Annotated in this window: 22 protein-coding genes and 1 riboswitch; of the genes, 11 read left to right on the top strand and 11 right to left on the bottom strand. The window is 70.1% G+C overall.

Annotation, left to right across the window (positions count from 1 at the left end; genetic code table 11):
* Positions 1 to 11 precede the first annotated feature (11 nt).
* The 3 genes from EAH86_RS16970 to EAH86_RS16980 all read right to left on the bottom strand — a co-directional run bounded on the left by EAH86_RS16970 (position 12) and on the right by EAH86_RS16980 (position 2,742).
* A complete protein-coding gene (locus tag EAH86_RS16970) occupies positions 12 to 1,250 on the bottom strand; it encodes a toxic anion resistance protein (RefSeq protein WP_140742938.1) in 1,239 nt (412 codons plus the stop codon).
* A gap of 232 nt (positions 1,251 to 1,482) precedes the next feature.
* The gene (locus EAH86_RS16975; RefSeq protein ID WP_140742940.1) at positions 1,483 to 2,373 is read right to left on the bottom strand and encodes a universal stress protein; all 891 of its coding nucleotides are present in this window, start codon (positions 2,371 to 2,373) and stop codon (positions 1,483 to 1,485) included.
* 114 nt (positions 2,374 to 2,487) lie between these two features.
* On the bottom strand, positions 2,488 to 2,742 hold the full coding sequence (locus EAH86_RS16980) for a hypothetical protein (RefSeq protein ID WP_140742942.1): 255 nt from the start codon (positions 2,740 to 2,742) through the stop codon (positions 2,488 to 2,490).
* A 79-nt stretch (positions 2,743 to 2,821) separates the two neighbouring features.
* Between EAH86_RS16980 and EAH86_RS16985 the strand changes: the two genes are divergently transcribed.
* Together EAH86_RS16985 and EAH86_RS16990 are read left to right on the top strand one after the other, a co-directional pair.
* Complete coding sequence (locus EAH86_RS16985; protein ID WP_140742944.1) at positions 2,822 to 3,109, top strand: DUF1905 domain-containing protein; 288 nt, start codon at positions 2,822 to 2,824, stop codon at positions 3,107 to 3,109.
* 188 nt (positions 3,110 to 3,297) lie between these two features.
* A complete protein-coding gene (locus EAH86_RS16990) occupies positions 3,298 to 4,599 on the top strand; it encodes a D-alanyl-D-alanine carboxypeptidase/D-alanyl-D-alanine-endopeptidase (protein WP_140742946.1) in 1,302 nt (433 codons plus the stop codon).
* On the opposite strand, the gene EAH86_RS16995 is transcribed toward EAH86_RS16990, so the two are convergent.
* A complete protein-coding gene (locus EAH86_RS16995) occupies positions 4,583 to 4,822 on the bottom strand; it encodes a hypothetical protein (RefSeq protein WP_140742948.1) in 240 nt (79 codons plus the stop codon). The two genes, EAH86_RS16990 and EAH86_RS16995, sit on opposite strands and share 17 nt — an antisense overlap.
* 110 nt (positions 4,823 to 4,932) lie before the next feature.
* Here EAH86_RS16995 and EAH86_RS17000 point away from each other — a divergent pair, with 110 nt between their 5' ends.
* Positions 4,933 to 5,406 (top strand): MarR family winged helix-turn-helix transcriptional regulator, encoded by a 474-nt coding sequence (locus EAH86_RS17000; RefSeq protein ID WP_241668423.1) that lies wholly within the window; start codon positions 4,933 to 4,935, stop codon positions 5,404 to 5,406.
* A 105-nt stretch (positions 5,407 to 5,511) separates the two neighbouring features.
* Here the strand turns inward: EAH86_RS17000 and EAH86_RS17005 are convergent, their stop codons facing one another.
* The gene (locus tag EAH86_RS17005) at positions 5,512 to 5,715 is read right to left on the bottom strand and encodes a hypothetical protein (protein ID WP_140742950.1); all 204 of its coding nucleotides are present in this window, start codon (positions 5,713 to 5,715) and stop codon (positions 5,512 to 5,514) included.
* Positions 5,716 to 5,856: 141 nt separating this feature from the next.
* On the opposite strand from EAH86_RS17005, the gene EAH86_RS21055 reads away from it, so the two are divergent.
* The 4 genes from EAH86_RS21055 (at position 5,857) to EAH86_RS17025 (ending at position 9,547) form a co-directional block, all read left to right on the top strand.
* Positions 5,857 to 6,381, top strand: a complete 525-nt coding sequence (locus EAH86_RS21055) for a DUF222 domain-containing protein (RefSeq protein WP_140742952.1) — start codon at positions 5,857 to 5,859, stop codon at positions 6,379 to 6,381.
* Between the two features lie 33 nt (positions 6,382 to 6,414).
* The gene (locus EAH86_RS21060; protein ID WP_140742954.1) at positions 6,415 to 7,197 is read left to right on the top strand and encodes an HNH endonuclease signature motif containing protein; all 783 of its coding nucleotides are present in this window, start codon (positions 6,415 to 6,417) and stop codon (positions 7,195 to 7,197) included.
* Between the two features lie 67 nt (positions 7,198 to 7,264).
* The gene (locus EAH86_RS17020) at positions 7,265 to 8,968 is read left to right on the top strand and encodes a glycoside hydrolase family 13 protein (protein WP_140742956.1); all 1,704 of its coding nucleotides are present in this window, start codon (positions 7,265 to 7,267) and stop codon (positions 8,966 to 8,968) included.
* 141 nt (positions 8,969 to 9,109) lie between these two features.
* Entirely contained in the window at positions 9,110 to 9,547 is a 438-nt protein-coding gene (locus tag EAH86_RS17025) for a PLD nuclease N-terminal domain-containing protein (RefSeq protein WP_206665870.1), read from the top strand.
* 184 nt (positions 9,548 to 9,731) lie between these two features.
* Here EAH86_RS17025 and EAH86_RS17030 read toward each other — a convergent pair whose 3' ends face one another.
* A complete protein-coding gene (locus EAH86_RS17030; protein ID WP_140742958.1) occupies positions 9,732 to 10,640 on the bottom strand; it encodes a DUF1028 domain-containing protein in 909 nt (302 codons plus the stop codon).
* 84 nt (positions 10,641 to 10,724) lie between these two features.
* Here EAH86_RS17030 and EAH86_RS17035 point away from each other — a divergent pair, with 84 nt between their 5' ends.
* Both EAH86_RS17035 and EAH86_RS17040 read left to right on the top strand, forming a co-directional pair.
* Positions 10,725 to 11,798, top strand: coding sequence for a calcium:proton antiporter (locus EAH86_RS17035; RefSeq protein ID WP_241668424.1), 1,074 nt, complete (start codon positions 10,725 to 10,727; stop codon positions 11,796 to 11,798).
* A gap of 70 nt (positions 11,799 to 11,868) precedes the next feature.
* Positions 11,869 to 12,420 (top strand): O-acetyl-ADP-ribose deacetylase, encoded by a 552-nt coding sequence (locus EAH86_RS17040; RefSeq protein ID WP_140742962.1) that lies wholly within the window; start codon positions 11,869 to 11,871, stop codon positions 12,418 to 12,420.
* Positions 12,421 to 12,423: 3 nt separating this feature from the next.
* On the opposite strand, the gene EAH86_RS17045 is transcribed toward EAH86_RS17040, so the two are convergent.
* The 4 genes from EAH86_RS17045 to EAH86_RS17060 form a co-directional block, all read right to left on the bottom strand.
* Positions 12,424 to 13,119 (bottom strand): DsbA family oxidoreductase, encoded by a 696-nt coding sequence (locus tag EAH86_RS17045; RefSeq protein ID WP_140742964.1) that lies wholly within the window; start codon positions 13,117 to 13,119, stop codon positions 12,424 to 12,426.
* A gap of 181 nt (positions 13,120 to 13,300) precedes the next feature.
* Positions 13,301 to 13,990: a C40 family peptidase gene (locus EAH86_RS20490; RefSeq protein ID WP_241668425.1), complete on the bottom strand. Its 690-nt coding sequence runs from the start codon at positions 13,988 to 13,990 to the stop codon at positions 13,301 to 13,303.
* Between the two features lie 62 nt (positions 13,991 to 14,052).
* Positions 14,053 to 14,251: riboswitch (cyclic di-AMP (ydaO/yuaA leader) on the bottom strand.
* 218 nt (positions 14,252 to 14,469) lie between these two features.
* Positions 14,470 to 15,168 carry a metal-dependent transcriptional regulator gene (locus EAH86_RS17055; RefSeq protein WP_140742966.1) on the bottom strand — a complete coding sequence of 233 codons (699 nt, stop codon included), beginning with the start codon at positions 15,166 to 15,168 and terminating at the stop codon, positions 14,470 to 14,472.
* Between the two features lie 85 nt (positions 15,169 to 15,253).
* Entirely contained in the window at positions 15,254 to 16,495 is a 1,242-nt protein-coding gene (locus EAH86_RS17060) for an MFS transporter (RefSeq protein ID WP_140742968.1), read from the bottom strand.
* 92 nt (positions 16,496 to 16,587) lie between these two features.
* Here EAH86_RS17060 and EAH86_RS17065 point away from each other — a divergent pair, with 92 nt between their 5' ends.
* Together EAH86_RS17065 and EAH86_RS17070 are read left to right on the top strand one after the other, a co-directional pair.
* On the top strand, positions 16,588 to 17,322 hold the full coding sequence (locus EAH86_RS17065; protein WP_140742970.1) for a hypothetical protein: 735 nt from the start codon (positions 16,588 to 16,590) through the stop codon (positions 17,320 to 17,322).
* Complete coding sequence (locus EAH86_RS17070) at positions 17,319 to 18,059, top strand: SDR family NAD(P)-dependent oxidoreductase (protein WP_140742972.1); 741 nt, start codon at positions 17,319 to 17,321, stop codon at positions 18,057 to 18,059. The genes EAH86_RS17065 and EAH86_RS17070 overlap by 4 nt, the downstream gene beginning before the upstream one ends.
* 87 nt (positions 18,060 to 18,146) lie before the next feature.
* Here EAH86_RS17070 and EAH86_RS17075 read toward each other — a convergent pair whose 3' ends face one another.
* Complete coding sequence (locus EAH86_RS17075) at positions 18,147 to 20,498, bottom strand: beta-galactosidase (protein WP_140742974.1); 2,352 nt, start codon at positions 20,496 to 20,498, stop codon at positions 18,147 to 18,149.
* Positions 20,499 to 20,503: the final 5 nt, after the last annotated feature.

Genomic DNA, 20,503 nt, shown 5'->3' on the forward strand with positions numbered 1-20,503 from the left:
CACGCTGCCTCTCAGTGTCCGGCACCAGCCGAATTGCCGAGGTCCAGCGAACCGTGAGCCACCCGTTGGTCCTGACGCTCGACCCGGTCGAGGTACGACCGCGACTTCCCGACCTCCGTCTCGAGCGTGCCGATGGTCGCGGCCATGGTGTCGAGGGCCTGCACCTTGAAGCTGTCGATCGCGTCCATCGTGGCGTAGATGTTCTGGAACGCTGCCTGCAACTGGGGAAGACCGATGGTGGCGGAGGCGGCCTGCTCCTGGATGCGCACCGAGTTGTCGCGCAGCATCTCGCTGGTGCGCTCGATCATGCCGGAGGTCGTGGTGTTGAGGGCGGAGATCTGCTCGAGCACGAGCTTCTGGTTGCTCAGGGCCTGCGCCACGATGACCGCGGTCCGCAGCGCAGACACGGTCGTCGTCGATGCCCGGTCCACGCCCTTGATCAGCTCGGTGTTGTTCTTGATGACGACGTCGATGGCCAGGTAGTTCTGGATCGAGACGGCCAGCTGGGTGAGCAGGTCCTGGTGCTTCTGGCGGACGTAGAAGAGCACGTCGTCGCGAAGGGCGGTGGCCTTGTCCGGGTCCGTCGCCTGGAGGTCGGCGATGTGGGACGCGAGGTGGGCGTCGAGGCGCTCGGCGACGTAGACGTACTGGTTGAGCCGAGCCATGGAGTCCCACAGCAGCTGCTTCTCGAGGTTCAGGGCGGCGTTGTCCTTGCCGAGCTCGTCCTGGCCGTCGCGCAGGGCGTGCAGGATGCCGTCGAGATGGCTCTGCGCCGACTGGTACTTGCGGAAGTAGTCCGCGACCTTGTCGCCGAAGGGGACCATGCCCAGGAGCTTGCGGGCGCCGGTGGCCTCCTTCGGGTCGAGGTCCTCGATCGTCCGGCGCAGCTCGAGCAGCGTGGCACCGACCGTGGAACCCTCCGAGAGCCCGCCCTCCTGCAGCGCCTTGACGGGGGCGTTGAGGAGGCGGTTCGAGGTCTCGGCAGCCTGGCGGATGTCGCCGTCGCCCATCGTGCGCACGTCCGCCGACTTGGCGGCGAAGCCCGGCGACCTGGGCGCCTCCGACAGCAGCCCCTGGAGGTAGGCGTCGACCTTGGCGTCCAGGCCGGGCAGCGCTGCGGCGTCGACGGCGGGAGCCATCCTCGGAGCGGCGGTGGCCTGCACCGGCGCGGGCGGTGCCGGCGCGGTCAACGTCAGGGAGGCCCCTTGGGCCGTCGGGGGCTGGAGCGGTCCAGGCTGTGTGTCGGTCATGACGGTTCGTCTCCCTCAGCAGTGCCGATGGCCGGCTCCCTAGTCCTTGTTGACGAACGGCCAATGTACGCGGTTCCCGGGCTGCTGTTGGGGGATTACCAGCCCCGCTGAGTCGACGAGTTCGGGGTCGGAAGACCACGACCACGTCCGGCTGGAAAGGTACGGCGAGCGGCACCTGGGCGTGCGCGCCCCAAGTGCACCTGGGCGGGCGCGCCCGAGCTGAACGTGGGCGTCAGTCGCGGACGACCATCACCGGACAGTTCGCCTCGTGGATCACCGCATGTGACACCGAGCCCAGCAGGAGACCGGCGAAGCCGCCGCGTCCACGGCTGCCGACGACGAGCAGACCGGCTCGATCGCCGAGTGGGGCCAGCGCATGGCCCGCATCGCCGTAGAGCACCTCGGTCTCGATCGTGAGCTTCGGGTGTGATCCGTGGGCGTGCTTCTCGGCCCGCTCCAAGGTCGCCTGGGCTTCGGCGCGCAGGGCGTGCGTGTGCTGGCTTCCCGCGTGCCTGGTTTCGACCGACGCCCACGAGTCGGGCGCGTGGAGAGGTTCCACCCTGACGATGTGCAGCGGCGCACCTGTCTCTTCGGCGATGTCGGCCGCGGCCTCGAGCGCCCGTTCCGAAGCCTCCGAGTCGTCGACGCCCACGACGACCTCGTGGATGGCGTCCGGGTAGGCCGTCTCGTGTCCACGCACGACCACGGCAGGGCACTTCGCGTGAGCTGTCACGGCATACGCCACGGATCCGAGCAGGCCCGACGCGAGGCGGCCACGGGCACGGCACCCGGTGACCACGAGGGCTGCGCCTTCGGAAGCCGCCACCAGCTCCGCGGCCGGGCTACCGACGAGCGTGAAGCCGGTGATGTGCGAACGCTCCACCACCGCGGCCGCTCGCTCGACGCCCGCGTCGAGCGTGGCTCGGGCAGCCGTCGCCAAGGCGTCGGACAGGATCTCGGGGACGTACGCCGTCCCGACCGGCACTGCGGCCAGGTCGGAGACGTGCAGCACGGTGAGCGGACGGCCCTGGCGTCGGGCAGTGTGAGCGGCCCAGTCCAGCGCCCCCTCGGACCCTGTCGATCCGTCGTAACCGACGACGATCCCGCGTACCTGAGTGTTCATGGCTGTCCTCCATTGTGGCACCGCGCGTTGGATGACGCGCACTTCCATGCTCGGGGGCACGGCGGCTGCCCCACGAGGGCCATTGGTCCCGCCGCTCAGACGCGGTATGACCACCTAGGCATCGGCATCTCCCGACCACGCATCGACCTCGGCGTCCTCGTCGGCCTCGTCGCGGCCCTTCACCGTTCGGCGTGCGGCTCGGAAGAGCAGCACGAACACAACACCGAGTGCGACAAGGAGCCACGGCATCCACGCATTCAACGCGGCCTGGGCCGACTCGGCCTCTGCGTGACTGCGCGCGAGGTCCTCGATCATCTGACCCACAGGGTCAGTTGGGGTCCGGGTCGACAGCCCCACCAGGGCGAGCATGCGTTCGACGCTAGGGCCACCACGGCCAGGCGACTCGGTATCCACATACTCTGCGGCTGATCCAAATACCCTGTGCCGGATGGAGATGGAGTTCACCGTGGAGATCTGGTTCTGGAAGGGGCCGTCGCCGTTCCACTTCGTCACCGTGCCCGAGGACTTCTGCGATGCGCTCGACGCGACGGCCGGGATGGTCAGCTATGGCTGGGGCATGATCCCGGTCCAGGTGCGGATCGGCGACACCGCCTGGAAGACCTCGCTCTGGCCCAAGGACGGCCGCTACATCGTGCCGCTCAAGGTCGCCGTGCGCAGGGCGGAGAAGCTCGAGCTCGGCGCCACCACGACGATCCGGCTCACCGTCGACGTCTAGGCGGGGAGCTCAAGCCGGCCACGCGGCATACCCGCGTAGCGAACTCGGGTGAACGGACCGAAACGCTGTGAATATCGGTCGAAAGTCCCCACTGGGACACGGTCAGCAGTACCTTCGCCACACCCCCCCGCAGTCACGCCTGCCCCAGCCGTCGCCGGCCAGGGCAGACCAGTTCCCTAGGACCCGGCATGACTTCACGACCCGGCCCCGTGACCACCCGCCGCATCACGATCGCCCTGCTCGCCAGCGCGCTCGGCGCCGCGCCCGTGCTCGCGACGGCCGGCTCCGCCCATGCCGCCGGGTCGGGCGACAACCCCACGATCACCGGCCGGACCATCGGGCCGCGGACCGACAACCGGATCAGCAGCATGCTGACCGCGCGCGCAACCACGGCTCGCTTCGGCACCTCGTTCACCGGGGCGGTCATCGACGCCGCAAGCGGCAAGGTGGTCTGGAGCCAGAGGGGCAGCACCGGCTACATGCCGGCCTCGACGACGAAGTGGGTCACGGCCACCGACGCATTGCGCGTCTTCGGCCCCACGTACCGGTTCACGACCACCGTCAAGCGCGGCCCGGGAGCCGACCAGGTCATCCTCGTCGGCTCCGGCGACCCGTCCTTCTCCTCGGCGCAGCTCACCGCCCTCGCCAAGACCACGGCGACCACCATGAAGGCGCGCAAGCAGCTGCGCGTGAGGGTGTATGCCGACGACTACCTCTTCGCCTCGCCGACCTTGGCGACGGGCTGGCGTTCGACCTACATCCCGGCCGACACCACGTGGCTGCGGGCACTGGTCGTCGACGGCCGACAGGTCGACGACACGTCGATCGACGCGGCCAAGCTGTTCGCGGCGAAGCTGAAGACGTACGGCCTCACCGTGACCTCGATCGCCCGGGGCGCCTCCAGCTCGAAGAGCCCGTTGCTCGCGTCGTCCGCAGGGCAGACCGTCAACCAGATCGTGTCGCGGATGATGCTCGAGTCCGACAACGAGCACGCTGAGGCACTGCACCGGCTGGTCGGCATCAAGCTGGGTTACGGAAACACTTGGGCTGCAGCGAAGTCCGCCCAGGCGACGCGACTCAAGAGCGAGGGGCTGACGGCCACTGCCCTCTATGACGGGTCAGGACTCTCGCGCAGTGACCGCCTCACCGGCCTGCAGCTTGCGCGGTTGGTGACCAACGCGTTCGAACCCGCCAACGCGACCCCGTTCGCCGTCCTGCGCAGCGACGCCGGCCTGCCGATCGCGGGCAAGACGGGCACCCTGAGCGCGTCCTACGGGCGCTTCACGGCGTCCACCTCGAAGTGCGCTGTCGGCATGGTGCACGCCAAGACCGGCACGCTCACCGACGCCGTGGCGCTGACGGGCTGGACCCGCGGCACCGACGGTCGGGTCAAGGCTTTCGCCTTTGTCATAAACGGAAAACCCACCTCGATGACTGCGATGCGGCAGAACATCGACATGCTCGCCGCCACCGTCACCGGCTGCTACTGACCCGGCCCTGAGCCGTCGGCTCGTTCGGAGCGGTGGACTCCCGTGTCTCGCGCGCGTAGCGGGCGGCAGCAACCCTGGCCGCGCGCTGGCGCTCGAGCCGGCGGTGCGGGTCCTCGGCGTCGCCCAGCTGGGCCGGGCCATACATGTGCATGCCGAGCACCTTGATCCGGTACCCGATGCGATAGCCCAGGGACAGTCCCTCGCGGTCAGCCTTGCGACTCATTGGTCTCTCCCATTGCCTTGTGGCACGTGCTCCAGCCGAGTCAGCCATTTACTTAGTGCCCTAACTACCTGTGCACTAACGATACGACGAGATCGCCTAGACTCGAAATCGTGCCCCCCATCTCCACCTCCCCCACGGCCCAGCCCGTCGATCTGCTCAAGCTCGACCGGCAGGTCTGCTTCGCCCTGGCGGTCGCGTCCCGCAACGTGATCGCGCTCTACCGGCCTCTGCTCGAGCCGATGGGGCTGACCCACCCGCAGTACCTCGTGATGCTCGCGCTGTGGGAGGACTCACCCCTGCGAGTCAGCGACTTGGCCCAGCGCCTCAGCCTCGAGCCGGCAACCCTCTCGCCCTTGCTCAAGCGGCTCGAAGTCAGCGGAATGGTGAGCCGCGACCGCGACCCCCGCGACGACCGGGCGCTCGCCGTGTCGCTCACCAGGAAGGGCGCGGCCGCCCGCAAGCGCGCCGAACGCATTCCGCCCGCGATCATCGACCGCCTCGGCATGAGCATCGGCGAGCTGGAGGCCATGCGCGACAGCCTCACTCGGCTGATCGCCGCGGCTGCGGAGCCTTCCGAACCGTGAACAAAGCGCTGAGGTAGGCCGCGTGGCCGGCCCACCTCATCGCTTGGGGCTTGGGACGGCAGCGGCCGAGCGCCTCCCATAGGCCGGGCCCGACGCCGCGTACGGTCAGCCGCCGATGCCACCGAAGTCGTCGCCGGCGCTGATACCGGGGGTGATCTTGAACTTGCCGGGTGCGATGTCGCCATGCTCGTCGGCGCGGCGTTCGTCGCGGGTTCGCTTGTCGCGGACCACGTGGACGGCTCCAAACGCGAAGACGGCCACGATCGCGACGGCACCGATGACGAACAGGATGACCTCGAAGATCGACATCCCTTCCCCCTTTGGTGGTGACTCATCGTGCGCCGAGCCGGGCTTCAGGTCAATGAGCGGGTGACCGGGGCTCTGGTCGCGCAGTCCTGAATCTGCCCTCTTCCTCTTGACGTTCGAACACCTGTTCGAATATACTGGGTCATGGCCATCGCCCCACTGCACCCGTCGCCACCGCTCGCGGTGGCCGACAGCGTGCGTCAGGTGCACTCGGTGTTGGACCGGTGTGCGGGTGTCGAGAATCTTTCGGGGTATGCCGCGTCGAGCCTGATCGGTGAGCTCGAGCGGGCGGTGACCCGGTTGCAGGCCATGAAGCTCTCGCTGGTCGCGGTGGTCGACAAGGCCGAGGTGGCTGCGGATTCGGGGATGACGGGGACGGCCGCCTGGCTGGCGGCGCGGTCTCGCAGCGACGGAGCGACGGCCGCCAAGGACCTCCGGCTGGCCACTGCCCTCGACGGCGGGCTGGTGGCGACCCGGGCTGCGCTCGGTGAGGGTGCACTGTCGACCGAGCACGCCCACGTCATCGCGCGCACGGCCGAGCAGCTGCCTGAAGGACTCGGCGACGAGGAGCGGACCGCGATCGAGCAGTCGCTCGTCGCCGTGGCCAAGCGAGTGGACCCGGTTGCGTTGCGCAAGAAGGCCCGTCGCGCCCTGGAGGCAGCCAAGTGACAGCAGGCCGAGGTCGATGCCCACGAGGACACCGTGCTTCGGACCGAGGAAGAGCAGGCGCTTGCCAGGACGAAGCTGACCCTGCACGACAACCAGGACGGCACCATCACCGGGCACTTCACCGTGCCTACCCTGGCCGGGCAGATCCTGAAGAAGGTCATCCAGCAGATCGCCTCACCCCGCCGGTTCGCCCAGCAGGCGGCCAAGGACGCCAAGGCGCAGGCGGTTCGGTGCGGTGACGACCTGAGCGCCGCACAGGTCGCGGAGGCGACGTGGGATGCGTTCCGCGCCGAGGAGCTGGACTGGTCACAGAAGTACGGACGGGCGTTCGTGGAGCTGTTGGAGCACCTGCCCACCGACCACCTGACGGGCAAGGTCAACGCGACCATCTTGGTCACCCTCGACCACGACCGGCTCAACGCGTCCCTTGGTGCAGCCCACCTGGACACCGGCCACAATCTGTCAGCGTCCGAGGCCCGCCGACTGGCGTGTGGCGCCGGGCTCGTGCCGGCTGTCCTCGGCGGCGAGTCGCAGGTCCTCGACCTCGGCCGGTCGCAGCGCTTCTTCACCGAGGCCCAACGCGTTGCGCTCGCCCTGACCTACGACAGCTGCGCCGCCGACGACTGCGACCGGCCCTACGCCTGGACCGAGCACCATCATGAAGACCCGTGGGCGGCGGGCGGCGGGACAGACCTCGACAAGGCAGTCCCGCTGTGCGGTTACCACCACAGACGGGTCCACGATCACGGCTACCACCACCGCGTCTTCCGAGAGAGCGACGGCCGCAAACGGGTCACCTTCGTCAAGCGGACATAGGACGGCCCGCGCTGGCTGACAACACCTGCATTTGCTCGCACCACCGAGGGTCGAAAGACTTCGGCCCATGAGCGATGACCTGTGGTTCCGCGAAGCCGTCGTCTACCAGATCTACCCCCGCAGCTTTCAGGACTCCAACGGAGACGGCATCGGTGACGTCCCGGGCATCATCAGCCGGCTCGACTACCTCGAGCAGCTCGGTGTCGACGTCGTGTGGCTGTCGCCGATCTACACCAGCCCGCAGGACGACAACGGCTACGACATCGCCGACTACCAGGACATCGACCCGACCTTCGGGAGTCTCGCCGACGTGGACGCGCTGATCGAACAGGCGCACGCACGCGGCATACGCATCGTGATGGACCTTGTCGTCAACCACACGTCCGACGAGCACCCGTGGTTCGTGGAGTCGCGTTCCAGCAAGGACAACCCGAAGCGCGACTGGTACTGGTGGCAGCCGTCGCGCGACGGACACGAGCCCGGCACCGTAGGCGCGGAGCCGACCAACTGGGAGTCGTTCTTCAGCGGTCCGGCCTGGGACCTGGACGAGGCGACGGGCGAGTACTACCTGCACCTGTTCAGTCGCAAGCAGCCCGACCTCAACTGGGAGAACCCGGAGGTGCGCGAGGCCGTCTACGCGATGATGCGCTGGTGGCTGGACCGGGGCATTGACGGGTTCCGGATGGACGTCATCAACATGATCTCCAAGGTGATCCCGCTGCCCGATGGCGCACTGCTGCCGATGAGCCAGCTCGGTGATGGGACGCCGCACTTCCTGAACGGGCCGCGGATCCACGAGTTCCTGCAGGAGATGCACGCGTCGGTCTTCGAGGGCCGGCCCGAGAAGCTGCTCACCGTCGGCGAGATGCCCGGGGTGACGGTCGAGGACGCGATCCTCTACACCGACCCCGCCCGCAACGAGGTCGACATGGTCTTCCAGTTCGAGCACGTCGGTCTCGACATCGGCGCACACAAGTGGGATCGCAGTCGGGTCGACCTGCGTGACCTCAAGGCCTCGCTCGGCCGCTGGCAGGAGGCGCTCGCGGAGGTGGGCTGGAACTCGCTCTACTGGAACAACCACGACCAGCCACGCGCTGTGTCGCGGTTCGGTTCGGACGCTCCGGAGCACCGGGTCGCGTCGGCCAAGCTCCTGGCGACCGTCCTGCACCTGCACCGCGGGACGCCCTACGTCTACCAGGGCGAGGAGCTCGGCATGACCAACGTGCCGTTCGCGACCGCCGCCGACTTCCTCGACATCGAGTCGGTCAACTACTACGACCTGGCCGTCGCCGCCGGTGGTGACGTCGAGCAGATCCTTGCCAACCTGCGGCTCGGCAGCCGCGACAACGCCCGCTCGCCCATGCAGTGGGACGACAGCGCGAACGCCGGCTTCTCGACCGGAAAGCCTTGGTCTGCAACGAATCCCAACTACCCCGAGATCAACGCTGCTGCGGCGGTGGCCGACCAGGACTCGGTGTTCCACCACTACCGCCGGGTCATCGAGCTGCGTCACACCGAGCCGACCATCGCGCACGGCGACTTCACGATGATCGCGCCGAACCACCCGACGCTCTACGCGTTCACCCGCTCCCACGAAGGCACCGAGCTGCTGGTGCTCGCCAACTTCTCGGGCGACGACCTCGCCCTCGCTGACGTCGTCGAGGACCTTGACGGCTGGTCGGACTCGACCCTGCTGCTCGGCAACCTCGGCACCCCCACGTCGCCCACTGCCCCGTTGGGCCCTTGGGAAGCCCGCCTCCTCAAACGCTGACCGGATGCCGCTTGGCGCGCCTGGATCGGCCCCCCGGATAGCGCGTCTGGACGGCCACCTCTGAGCGGGCGACCGGTGGCCGCGCCTGCAGTTCTGGCGTTCTGCCCATCCAGGTTTGGACGTTGTGCCACGCTTCTGGGCGTGATTCGAGCTGAACTTGGACTGGGGATCCTCGGGACCGCGTTGTGGATCTACTGCCTCTTCGACGTGATCATGACCGATGAGTCGCGGATCAGGAACCTGCCAAAGGTGACCTGGATCTTCATCGTGCTCGTCACGTCCGTCGTGGGTGCAGTGGCTTGGCTGGTCGGTGGGCGGCCACAGGGGCCGGCGCGGAGCCTGCCCTACAAAGGGAACACGGGCGCGGCCTTCCCGGAGTACGAGCGGCCTGGGCGGTTCGTCGCGACCAACCCGGACGACGACGCGGAGTTCCTGCGCAAGGTGCGCGAGCGCGCCGCGGCGCAGACCGCAGAGGCGAAGCGGCAACGCCTGGAACGCGAGCGGCTCGAAGCCGAGGACCGTGAGCGCCGCCGCGGCAAGGCGACCGATGGCGAGCCTGACCAGGTGGACCCGGCATAGCAGGCGTCAAGGCGCTTGACGCGTGCTGGGGAAGGGTGCGAGGGACGGCTCCCCGCCCTCGCGTCAAGGCGCTCGAGGTCTCCGCGGAAGACAGGGGGCCGGCCGCTCCCGCACGGGCGTCAAGGCGCTTGACGTCTGCGCCGGACGCAGGTGACGGGCCGGTCGGGTGACGGGTGCATTGGGATCAGGAGTCGGGAGTGGCGGCGCGCAGGGCGGCCAGCACCTTGGTGTCGATGCCGTCGGGGCTGAGCCGCATCTCGTAGTTCGCCTCACCCGCCCAGCTGGACAGGGCCTCGGCTACCTCGCCCTGGAAGCCCAGCACAGCAAGTCGTCGGCTCACCTCATCGGCGAGCTGGCCCGTCTCGCGCGCGTCGCCCACCCCGCGCGCGTCGCCCAGCTCGCGCGCGTCGCCCAGCCCGGTGGCGTCGACCCGGGGGCTGGTCCACGGCAGGACGTCCTCGGGTCCGCCGAAGATGAGGTCGTTCATCCGCAGCAGCCGCGCCAGCTCTTGTGGCGCGTCGGGATGGTCGTCGACGCGGATGTCGGCGAGGACCCCGCAGTGGTCGTACCCAGCGCCGGGCAGCACGGCATACAGGGCAGCGCCTTGGCGGCCACGCGAGTCGCCACCCGCTGCGTCACCGGCGAGCAGCGCCGCCACGAGGCGGTCGGTGAGTGACGCGCCCGCTGTGCCCAGCCAGGCGGACTCCATCGCCGCGACCACCTCGGGCCCGGTGAGGATGTTGCCCTGGATCGCATAGCCACCAGAGGTCTCACGACCGCTGACCCCGCCTGCCCAGTCCATGCACGAGTCGCCAGTGAAGGTCGCCTGCGAGTCGAGTCCCACGACCCCCAGCTGGCGATGGGCGCGCTCCTCGTCCGGGGACGTGCAGGCGACCACTGCGGCCGCGGCGTCGCGACCGGAGGCCAGCGCGTCGAGCGCCACGGACCGGTAGCCCACCCGCGCCATCGCTTGCGTCGCAACTGCGCCGACGCCCGGCCGCACCTCTGGGACCACGGCGCCGACGAACGGGAACTTGCTCGCGACGGCCACGCCGAAGCCCGCACCCACCTGGCCGACGATCGAGAAAGTCATTCGCCGACGGTAGCGCGCTCGCGATTGGGAGACCGACCCCTTGCTCTGCGAGACTGTGGCATGGCCGCGCGAACGACCAATCCCATGTTCACGTGGACAAGTCTCGCGCCGCTCATAGCCGTCGTCGCCCTGGTCCTCACCTGGGGCCGGCACCTGGGCACGCTGCCCGTCATCCTGGTGGCGGCCGCGCTGGCCGCGGCCGTGCTCGCCGCGGTGCACCACGCCGAGGTGGTGGCCCACCGGGTCGGTGAACCCTTCGGCTCGCTCGTCCTGGCTGTGGCGGTCACGATCATCGAGGTGGCGCTCATCGTCACGCTGGTGATCAGCGGCGGCAAGGACACCCAGTCGCTCGCGCGCGACACGGTCTTTGCTGCGGTGATGATCACCTGCAACGGCATCGTGGGCCTGTCCCTGTTCGTCGGCGCGATGAAGTACCGCCTCATCTCGTTCAACGCCGAGGGGACGGGCGCGGCGCTGGCCACCGTGACCACCCTGGCGGTCATGACGATGGTGGTGCCGACCTTCACGACGAGCGCGCTCGGTCCGGAGTTCTCCAGCTCCCAGCTCGCCTTCGCCGCGGTGATCTCGCTCGCGCTCTACGGGATGTTCGTCTCGACCCAGACGCGGCGGCACCGTGACTTCTTCCTGCCGGTCAGCCACGACGGCAAGCCCCTCGAGGACGAGCACGCCGACCCGCCCACCGACCGCGAGACGTACTTCAGCCTGGGTCTGTTGCTCGTGTCGCTGGTGGCCGTCGTCGGGCTGGCCAAGGTCGAGTCCCCGGCCATCGAGTCCGGGGTCGCTGCGGCCGGCTTCCCGCAGTCCTTCGTCGGCGTCGTCATCGCGCTGCTCGTGCTGCTGCCCGAGACCCTCGCCGCCGCTCGCGCCGCCCGGGGCAACCGGATCCAGACGAGCCTGAACCTCGCCCTCGGCTCGGCGATGGCGAGCATCGGCCTGACCATCCCTGCCATCGCGATCGCGTCGATCTGGCTGGACGGCCCGCTGCTGCTCGGCCTCGGCCCGACCCAGATGGTGCTGCTCGCGCTGACTGTCGTGGTCAGCGTGCTCACCGTGGTGCCTGGTCGCGCGACCCGGCTGCAAGGTGGCGTCCACCTCGTGCTGCTCGCCGCGTTCGTCTTCCTCGCCGTCAACCCGTAGCGGCTCCACCGCCGGCACAGCTCGCGGGTATGCCGGCGCGCCCGGTGGGTGGGCGGCATACCGTGGGTCGATGGCCACCATCGAAGCCGTCCTGGGTGACATCACCACAGAGCACGTCGACGCCATCGTCAACGCCGCGAACGCACTGATGCTCGGCGGTGGTGGGGTCGACGGCGCGATCCACGCGGCGGCCGGGCCGCGGCTGCTCGAGGCCTGTCGCCGGGTCCGGAACACCACCCACCGCGACGGGCTCGCCGTCGGCGAGGCGGTGGCAACCTCGGCCGGGAACCTGCCCGCCCAGTGGGTGATCCACACCGTCGGACCGAACCGGCACCGCGGGCAGACCGACCCGGCCCTGCTGGCGTCCTGCTTCACACGCTGCCTCGAGGTCGCCCGCGAGATCGGCGCCCGCAGCATCGCGTTCCCCGCGGTCAGCGCCGGTGTCTACGGCTGGGACTCGGCGGACGTCGCGAGGATCGCGGTGGACGCAGTGCGCAAGGACCTCGCCGCACACGATGACGCCGATGACCCGGAGGCTGCGGACGGCGCGATCGAGCTCGTGCGGTTCGTGCTGTTCAGCGCGTCCTCGCTGGCTGACTTCGAGGCGGCTCTCGCCGACTGACCGTCAGGCGCCGGCGCTCATCGCCTCGTGGTCGCCGTTCGCGGCCGACTCGATCAGCTGGCCGATGACCTCGGCCGAGTGCGCCCCGGAGAGGGCCACCCGCCGGTTGGCCATGAAGAACGGGACGCCGGTGATGCCGATGTCGATGGCCGCGGCCTCGTCCTCACGGACGTTGGGGGCGTACTGGCCACCGGCCAGCACGGCTGACACCCGTCGCCCGTCCAGGCCGGCCTCGGTGCCGAGCCGCTGCAGGGTCTCGATGTCGTCGATGAGCTTGCCCTCGGTGAAGTGCGCGCTGTAGAACCGCTCCAGCACGGCCGCCTGCAGCGCGTGGCCGCCCTGGGCCAGGCCCAGCGCCACCAGCCGGTGGGCGTCGAACGAGTTGGCCCGCAGCTGCTTGTCGACGTCGATCTCGACTCCGTCGGGGCGGCCCAGCACGGCCGGCCGCTCGGCGATCTCGCGGGCTCCAGCCAGGTCGGTGCCGTACCGCTTCGCCAGCCAGGCGAGCACCGTCTCCCCCGTGCCGTGCTCAGCCTTCGGGTCGAGCTCGAACGCGTGGTAGGTCACCGTCACCTCGGCCGGGTGCGCGCTCTCGGCGATGGCCAGCTCGAGCCGTCGCTTCCCGAGATAGCACCAGGGGCAGACCACGTCCGCCCAGACGTCGATCTCCACTGCGTTCGTGAGCGCCGGTTCGTTCATCCACCCATCCTCACACGACTGCACAAGTCGGGCGTATGCCGTGGGGCCGGCCACCCGGCATACCCACCCCTTGGCCCCCGCTTGGTCTCACCCGGCAACGCCGCAGGCCCCCACCCGCCGAAGCGGGAAGGGGCCTGCGAACCGTGGCTTGACGCTGGCTGGCCGTGGGGCCGACCTCAGGTCAGGGGCGACCGTAGGTGACGCTGGAGGACCAGATCGAGCGGAGCGCGACGGCCTTGCCGCTGCGCGGGGAGTCCCACATCATGCCGTTTCCGGCGTAGATGCCCACGTGGTAGGCCGGGCTGCCGAAGAACACGAGGTCCCCGGGCTGCGGGCTGGACACGCGGGTGGTGGCCTGACGCTGCGCCTCGGCCGTGCGCGGCAGGCTGATGCCGACCTGGCGGAAGACGTAGGCCGTGAAGCCGGAGCAGTCGAAGCCGGTCGACGGGCTGGTGCCGCCGTAGGAGTACATCAGGCCTTCGTACTGGGCCGCGATGCCGAGAACGCCACCGGCAGCGGGCTTGAGGCTGGTGTAGTCCTTGCGGGTCGTCGAGCGGCTCACGGTCGACGCACTGCTGCGGTCGGCCGTGCGCGTCACAGCAACGGCCGGCACGACGACGGGCTTCGGCTTGGGCTTGGCGGTCGCCTTGAAGCCGATGACACCGAAGGCGTTGGTCGCCGCCGGTGCTGCGGTCTCGGGCGCCTGCACTGCGACGGGCGCCGCGACAGTGGTGGCCTTGGCCACCGACTTCGGGCTGGCCGTGGCGGCAGAGGCGGGAAGGGCGAACGAGGCGACGAGACCACCGGAAGCGGCGATGACCGCTGAGGTCTTGACGGCCGGCTGCGCGGCGCTGGCCACGATGCCCGACAACTCGGATACGGGATTGAAACGGCCCGGCGCGCGGTGGCGGCCTGAACTGGGTGAAGCCACGATGGATGAACCTCCGGCGCCTACGAGGTGAGCTGTCGGGTTCGGGTGGAGGTAGATCACCCGGCCTCCACGGTTGCCACCCGACCTTGCGGGCGCGTACGTGGGGGCTTCACCCCGAGGACCATCTCGAGAGATGGCCCAAAAGTGGGTCCCCCGCTCCTGCCAAGCGGTTGAAACTGATGACTCGGGCGTGGTGACAGGACTAGGCGTTTCCACATCGAGCCGATCCACTCAGGGGGCGAGTGGATCGCAGCCACCGTACACAAGGCCCATGGGAATGTCACGTTGAGGTCACGGCAGCCCCATGAAAGTCCATGCTGACGCGTCTTGCCCGCCTCTGCCGGCGTGCTCAGGAATCGGGCAGGTGGTCCTCAATCGGACACGCCGATGCGCTCATACGAGCGGGCGAAGTGTGCCGATCAGACGAGCGCGCCGAAGACGTGCTGCGCGACCTCGTCGGGCAGCGAGACGCCGGTGGACTCGGGTGCACCCTCGCGGACGGCGACCACCCGGCCGTCGGCCCGGTGCACCCGCACCCGCTCGCCGGGCAGCAGGCGCGCGACGGTCAGCAGGCTCAGCGCCTCGTGGTCGACCTGGACCGGCTCGCCGATCCGGCGCACGAGCACCGTCTCGGGGGTCTCGCCGGCCAGCTCGGTCAGGGTGTGCAGACCCGAGCGGAAGTCCTCGGTGGGCTCGTCGTCGCCGAGCTCATCGAGGCCCGGGATGGGGTTGCCGTAGGGCGAGTCGTGGTGGTCCTTGAGCATGGCCAGGATCTTGCGCTCGACCCGCTCGGACATCACGTGCTCCCAGCGGCAGGCCTCGTCGTGGACGTACTCCCACTCGAGGCCGATGACGTCGACCAGCAACCGCTCGGCCAGCCGGTGCTTGCGCATCACCCGGGTGGCGAGCAGCCGGCCGTGGTCGGAGAGCTCGAGGTGACGGTCGCCGGCGAGGCTGAGCAGGCCGTCGCGCTCCATCCGGGCGACGGTCTGGGAGACGGTCGGACCCGAGTGCGCCAGACGCTCGGCGATGCGGGCGCGCAGCGGTGGGATGCCCTCTTCCTCGAGCTCGAAGATCGTCTTGAGGTACATCTCGGTGGTGTCGATCAGGTCGGTCACGGGCCTAAGCCTCTCACCTGCGGCCGTCAGCGCGTCACCGATCACCCGCGCGCCCGATCGTCCACCCACTCGACCGCGTCCCGGATCACCCGAGGGCCGGGTCGGAGCCCTTCCTGCGCACCGGGTCGTACCGGGGCACCCAGTAGGCCAGCCAACCCGAACCGACCAGGGCCAGACCGCCGAGGGTGACGCACGCTGCCGCAAGGCCGGCCCCGGCGGTGACGAGGCTGATCAGCGCCGGCGAGCCGCTGCCACCGATGACGGACACGAACCGCCAACCGCCCAGGAACTGGGACCGACCCACCTGCGGTGCACTGTCCGCACCGAGGGTCATCACGATGCCCGACCCCATGCCGTTGCCGATCCCGGCCACGACGGCCGCGGCCGTGACGGCGAGGGCCGTGTGGGTGAGCGGCAGGGCGAGCATGAAGAGACCGAGGACCACGACGCAGGGCACTGCCACCCAGATCCGGCCGAACCGGTCCATCACCGACCCTGCCGGGTAGAAGAGCAGCATCTCGACCCCTCCGACGATCCCGAAGATGACCGCGGTGGTGCTGGCGGACAGCCCCACGTGAGCCGCCCACAGCGGGAGCAGGACGACCCGGGCCGAGCGCGTGGCGCCGATGACCATGATGCCCAGGCCGATGGTGAGGTAGACGCGACGGTGCTGCCACAGCACCTTCCCGGTACTGACCGGGGCCTGGTCGGCCGTCTGTTCCTTGGCCTGGGCCTCGTGCGCCGCTGTGAGGTCGGGTCCCAGCCGGACCAGCGCGGCCGCGCCGAGGCCGGCCACCACCGCGACCGCGAAGCCGGCCCGCGGGCCCCACACATGGACGATCGGAGCCCCGATGAACGGCCCGACGAACATCCCGATCCGCGCGACGCCGCCGAGGGTCGACATCGCACGTGCCCTCATCGAGGCAGGCACGGCATCGATGAGGTAGGCCTGCCGCGCGACCAGGAACACCGACGACGTGAAGCCCATCGCGAACACCGTCACCATGAGCACGGCGAGCGAGGGTGCGGTGAGCGCCACGAAGGCGGCCACCGCATCGACGGCGCTGGCCCAGAGCAGCGCGCGGCGTTCGCCGACCCGGTGGACGAGGGCGCCGGCCGGCACGGCGAAGAACAGCTCGGCGATGAGCGCCAGCCCAGCCGTCAGCGCCGCGACCGACGGCGTCGCCCCCAGGTCAAGGGCGCTCAGCGTGATGATCGGGATGACGGCGCCGCTGCCGACGGCCGCGATGATCGTCGGCCCATAGGCCGGCACCGCGATGCTGCGCAGGCTGAAGGGCGTCTCGGTGACGGGGTCGGGTCTGGACATCTCGACCATTCTGACGTGGCGGTCGGACGCCCGCCCCTTCGCCTGCCGGGCTCCCGCGTCGGGGCGCACCGCGCGCGGGTAGGTTCGGCCTCATGCCCTTCCTCGTGCCGTCCCGGTTCTGTGGTCCCCCCGAGTCGGGGAACGGCGGGTGGGTCAGCGGCCATGCTGCTGCCCTCCTGGAGCCCGGCCCCGACGAAGCCGTCACGGTCCGGCTGCGCACGCCTCCCCCGCTCGACCGCGAGCTGAGTGTCCAGACCGGTGCGGTCGACGGTCGCCGGACGCTCGAGGTCCGCGACGGCGAGCACCCCGTGCTCGAGGCGACGAGCGCGCTGGGACTGGACGCGGGCGGCATACCGGCGGCGGTGTCGTTCGCCGAGGCCACGACGGTCGGTGAGGGTTACGAAGGGCTGGCCGGCCACCCGTTCCCCACCTGCTTCTCGTGCGGCACCGGGCGGGCGTCGGACGACGCGCTACGGCTCCAGCCGGGCCGCGTCGACGGAGGGGACGGGCTGTATGCAGCGGCGTGGCGGCCCCGCGCCGACGTCGACCTGGAGACGGTGTGGGCGGCGCTGGACTGCCCGGGCGGCTGGGCCTCGGGCATCGCCGGCCGACCGATGGTGCTCGGCACCATGACCGCCCAGGTCGCGTCGCTCCCCGCCGTCGGCGAGGAGCACGTGGTGATGGCCTGGCCGCGCGGCGGCGAGGGGCGCAAGTACCACAGCGGCACCGCGCTGTATGCCGCGGACGGACGACTTCTCGCGCACGCCGAGGCGACGTGGATCGCCATCGACCCCAAGGCAGTTCGACCCGTTGGAGGCCCAGCATGACTCGACTTGCAGTGGTGACCGGAGCGAGCAGCGGCATCGGCGAGGCGACCGCCCGACAGCTCGCGGCAGACGGGTTCGAGGTGGTCTGCGCCGCCCGCCGGGCCGACCGGATCGAGGCCGTTGCCGCGGAGATCGGCGGGCGCGCCGTGGTCTGCGACGTGACGTCCGCGGACGACGTGGCGAGGCTCGCTGCGGAGGTCGGCGACCGGCTCGACGTCCTCGTCAACAATGCGGGCGGCGCCCTCGGACTCGCTCCAGCCGCCGAGACCGACGTCGCCGACTGGCGGGGCATGTTCGAGTCCAACGTCGTCGGCACCCTGCAGGTGACCCAGGCACTGCTGCCCGCACTGGTCGCGTCGGGCGCCGGGACGATCATCAACGTGGGCTCGATCGCGGGACACGTTGCCTACGAAGGCGGTTCGGGGTACGTCGCGGCCAAGCACGCGGTTGCCGCCCTGACCCAGACGCTGCGGCTCGAGCTCGTCGACAAGCCGGTCCGGGTGGAGGAGATCGCCCCGGGGATGGTGCGCACCGAGGAGTTCGCGCTCACCCGGTTCGGCGGTGACCAGGCCCGGGCCGACGCCGTGTATGCCGGGGTGTCCGAGCCGCTCGTCGCCCAGGACATCGCCGAGGCGATCGGCTGGATGGTCGGGCGACCGGCCCACGTGAACATCGATCTGCTCGTCATCAAGCCCCGCATCCAGGCCGCTCCGCACAAGGTGCACCGCGACACCTGATCGGCTGTCCCGCTGGGGCTGACCCGCTGGGTTTGACCCACTGGACCGGTCCGGGTGGCCACGTCCCTCCCGGGCCTCGCTTCGACCTCAGGCGCGGGTGATGGCCACCTGCACACCCGCCGGCACGGTGATCGTCTGCACATCGCCGGCGCGGACGACCGTGCCGCCTTCGACGGTGACGTCGTCGGTACCGCGCAGCACCACGGTCGTCCGGTCACCGAGCGGTGGACCGAAGGCAAGGCGGTCGTCCCCGACATCGGTGAGCTCGGCGTTGGCCCACTCGATGCGGCCGAGGGCGGTATCGAGGCCCAGCGCGAGGAACGCGCCCGTCCGCGGTGGTACCCGCAGCTCACCGTCACCGAGGGGCCGGCCGTCGAGGGCCAGCCGGACGGTGTTGTGGTGACCCGTGATGTTGGCCAGGTGGAGCAGGCGCTCACCGTCGGCCGTGGTGGCGGTGGTCGCGAAGGCACCGGGGATGTCGGCAGCCAGCTCCAGGCCGGGGGAGGCACCGAGGCGGAGCAGGGCTCGTCCGAACAGGTCGACGTCTGACGGCAGCTCCGCTGCGAGGAGGATCGCGCGCCCTGCGCCCACCTCGACGTCCACGCCGCAGACAGCGCCGTCCACGTCGTGCAGGATGGCCTCGCCGCGCTGGTGCTGCAGGGCCTGGAACCACCCGACCCGGGTCTCGGGCCACGGCGCCGCCCAGCCGCTCGCCACCGCCGACGGGTAGTAGTGGTGGCTGGCCCAGGCGAGAGGGGAGCCCGTGATGTCCAGGGCCTCGGCGAGGATCCTGCACGGGCTGCCTTCGAGGTCGCGGTCGGGCAGTCGGCCCAGCAGCAGCAGCCCACCGCCGCCGGTCAGGTGGTCGACCAGTCCCTGCTGCACCTCGGGCGCGAGGTGGCGACCGGTGGCCAGCGCCACCACGCCGCTCGGTTCGTCGCGCTGGAGGTGAACCGCTCCGAAGCGGTAGCCACCGAGCAACATCGAGCGGACGAGGGCGCGACGCGGGCCGGCGCCTCTGTGGCGGCGCAGGTCCTCGACGACCTCGGTCATCCGCGCGCTGTCGGGGTGGTGGTACTCCGTGGCGTAGGAGTCGAGGACCAGGCCGAGCTGCACGCCGTCGTGGTCCTCCTGCATGCGGGAGAGCCAGCGCTCGTGCAACCGGACGGCGTGCACGGTCCGTGCCGTCGCGGCATACGTCATGCCCTTCTGGCCCTCGGGACCGACGGGTGCGGCGGTCCCATGGCGTTCACCGGTGAAGCTGATCCGGTCGTTCCCGTCACCGACGGGCTCCTCGAGCGGCGGGTTGATCCCGCCGGCGAAGAGGTAGTAGTTGATCGCCCGGTTGCCCTGGGCCAGCGAGCGCCGGGTCTTGAGGTCGACGGTGGACGGGTCGTACTGGTTGTCGACCCCGCCTCCGTAGTCACCCGACCCCGCCTCGAACTCCAGCGACGTGGTGGGCTGGTCGGTGCTGTGGACCGCGTCCATGAAGGCGTTCATGACATACAGGTCGGTGGTGGTGTTGAGCGTCATGTCGCCCATGTAGTGGTCCGAGCCCGAGATCACCCCGGGTACGCCGGCATAGGTCTCGACCAGCTGGCTGATGCCGATGGGGAACGGCTCGCCGCTGCCGCCCTCGGTGCCGTGGACGTTGATGAGGAAGGGGACGTCGACGATGCCGCACGCCTCGGCCATGGCCCGCAGCGCCTCGACGTAGCGGCGGAACCGGTCCCGCATGAACATCGCGAGGTCCTGGCGCAGGGGTCCGGCCCACTCCTCGTTCGGCGAGCGGATGTCGTCGGGCGTCAGGGGGTAGGACGCCGCACCAGCGCGGGAGCGTTGCACCCACTCGGCGAAGTCCGCCACGAGGTGGTCGGTCAGGTCGGGGCTGTTGGTCACCCACGCGAGCATGCCGATCTCGTTGTCGAGCTGGACCGCGATGACGTTGCCACCGCGGGGCTGCAGCCGCTCTGCGATGAGCGGGAGGRTGGCGCCGAACCAGCGGTCGCACTCCTCGAGGTAGGCGGGGGCGAGGTAGTCCACCGTGCGGGTCGGGGCAGGTTTGCCGTCCCAGCCGGACGAGACGATCTCCGGGTGCTCGGTGTAGAGCCGATACGGCAGACCCTCGTTCTTCAGCTCGGCCATGATGAACGGGCCGGGCCGGGCGATGAACCACAGGTCGTGCGCCGCGCACAGGTCGATGAAGGCCGCGACGTCCCGCTCCGGGCGGGTGGCGCCCGTGACGTCGACGCTGCCGTCGGGAAGCTCGTGCCACAGCCACGGGAGGTAGGAGGCGACCGCGTTGCAGCCCGCCTCCTTGAGCAGCAGGATCCGCTGTTCCCACTCGGCGCGGGCGACCCTGAAGTAGTGGAGCTCGCCGGACATCACCACACGGGGCTCGCCGTCGATGAGGATCTGCTTGTCCTGGATCTGGATCATGATGC

Source organism: Pedococcus bigeumensis (assembly GCF_006438965.1).
Lineage (GTDB): Bacteria > Actinomycetota > Actinomycetes > Actinomycetales > Dermatophilaceae > Pedococcus > Pedococcus bigeumensis_A.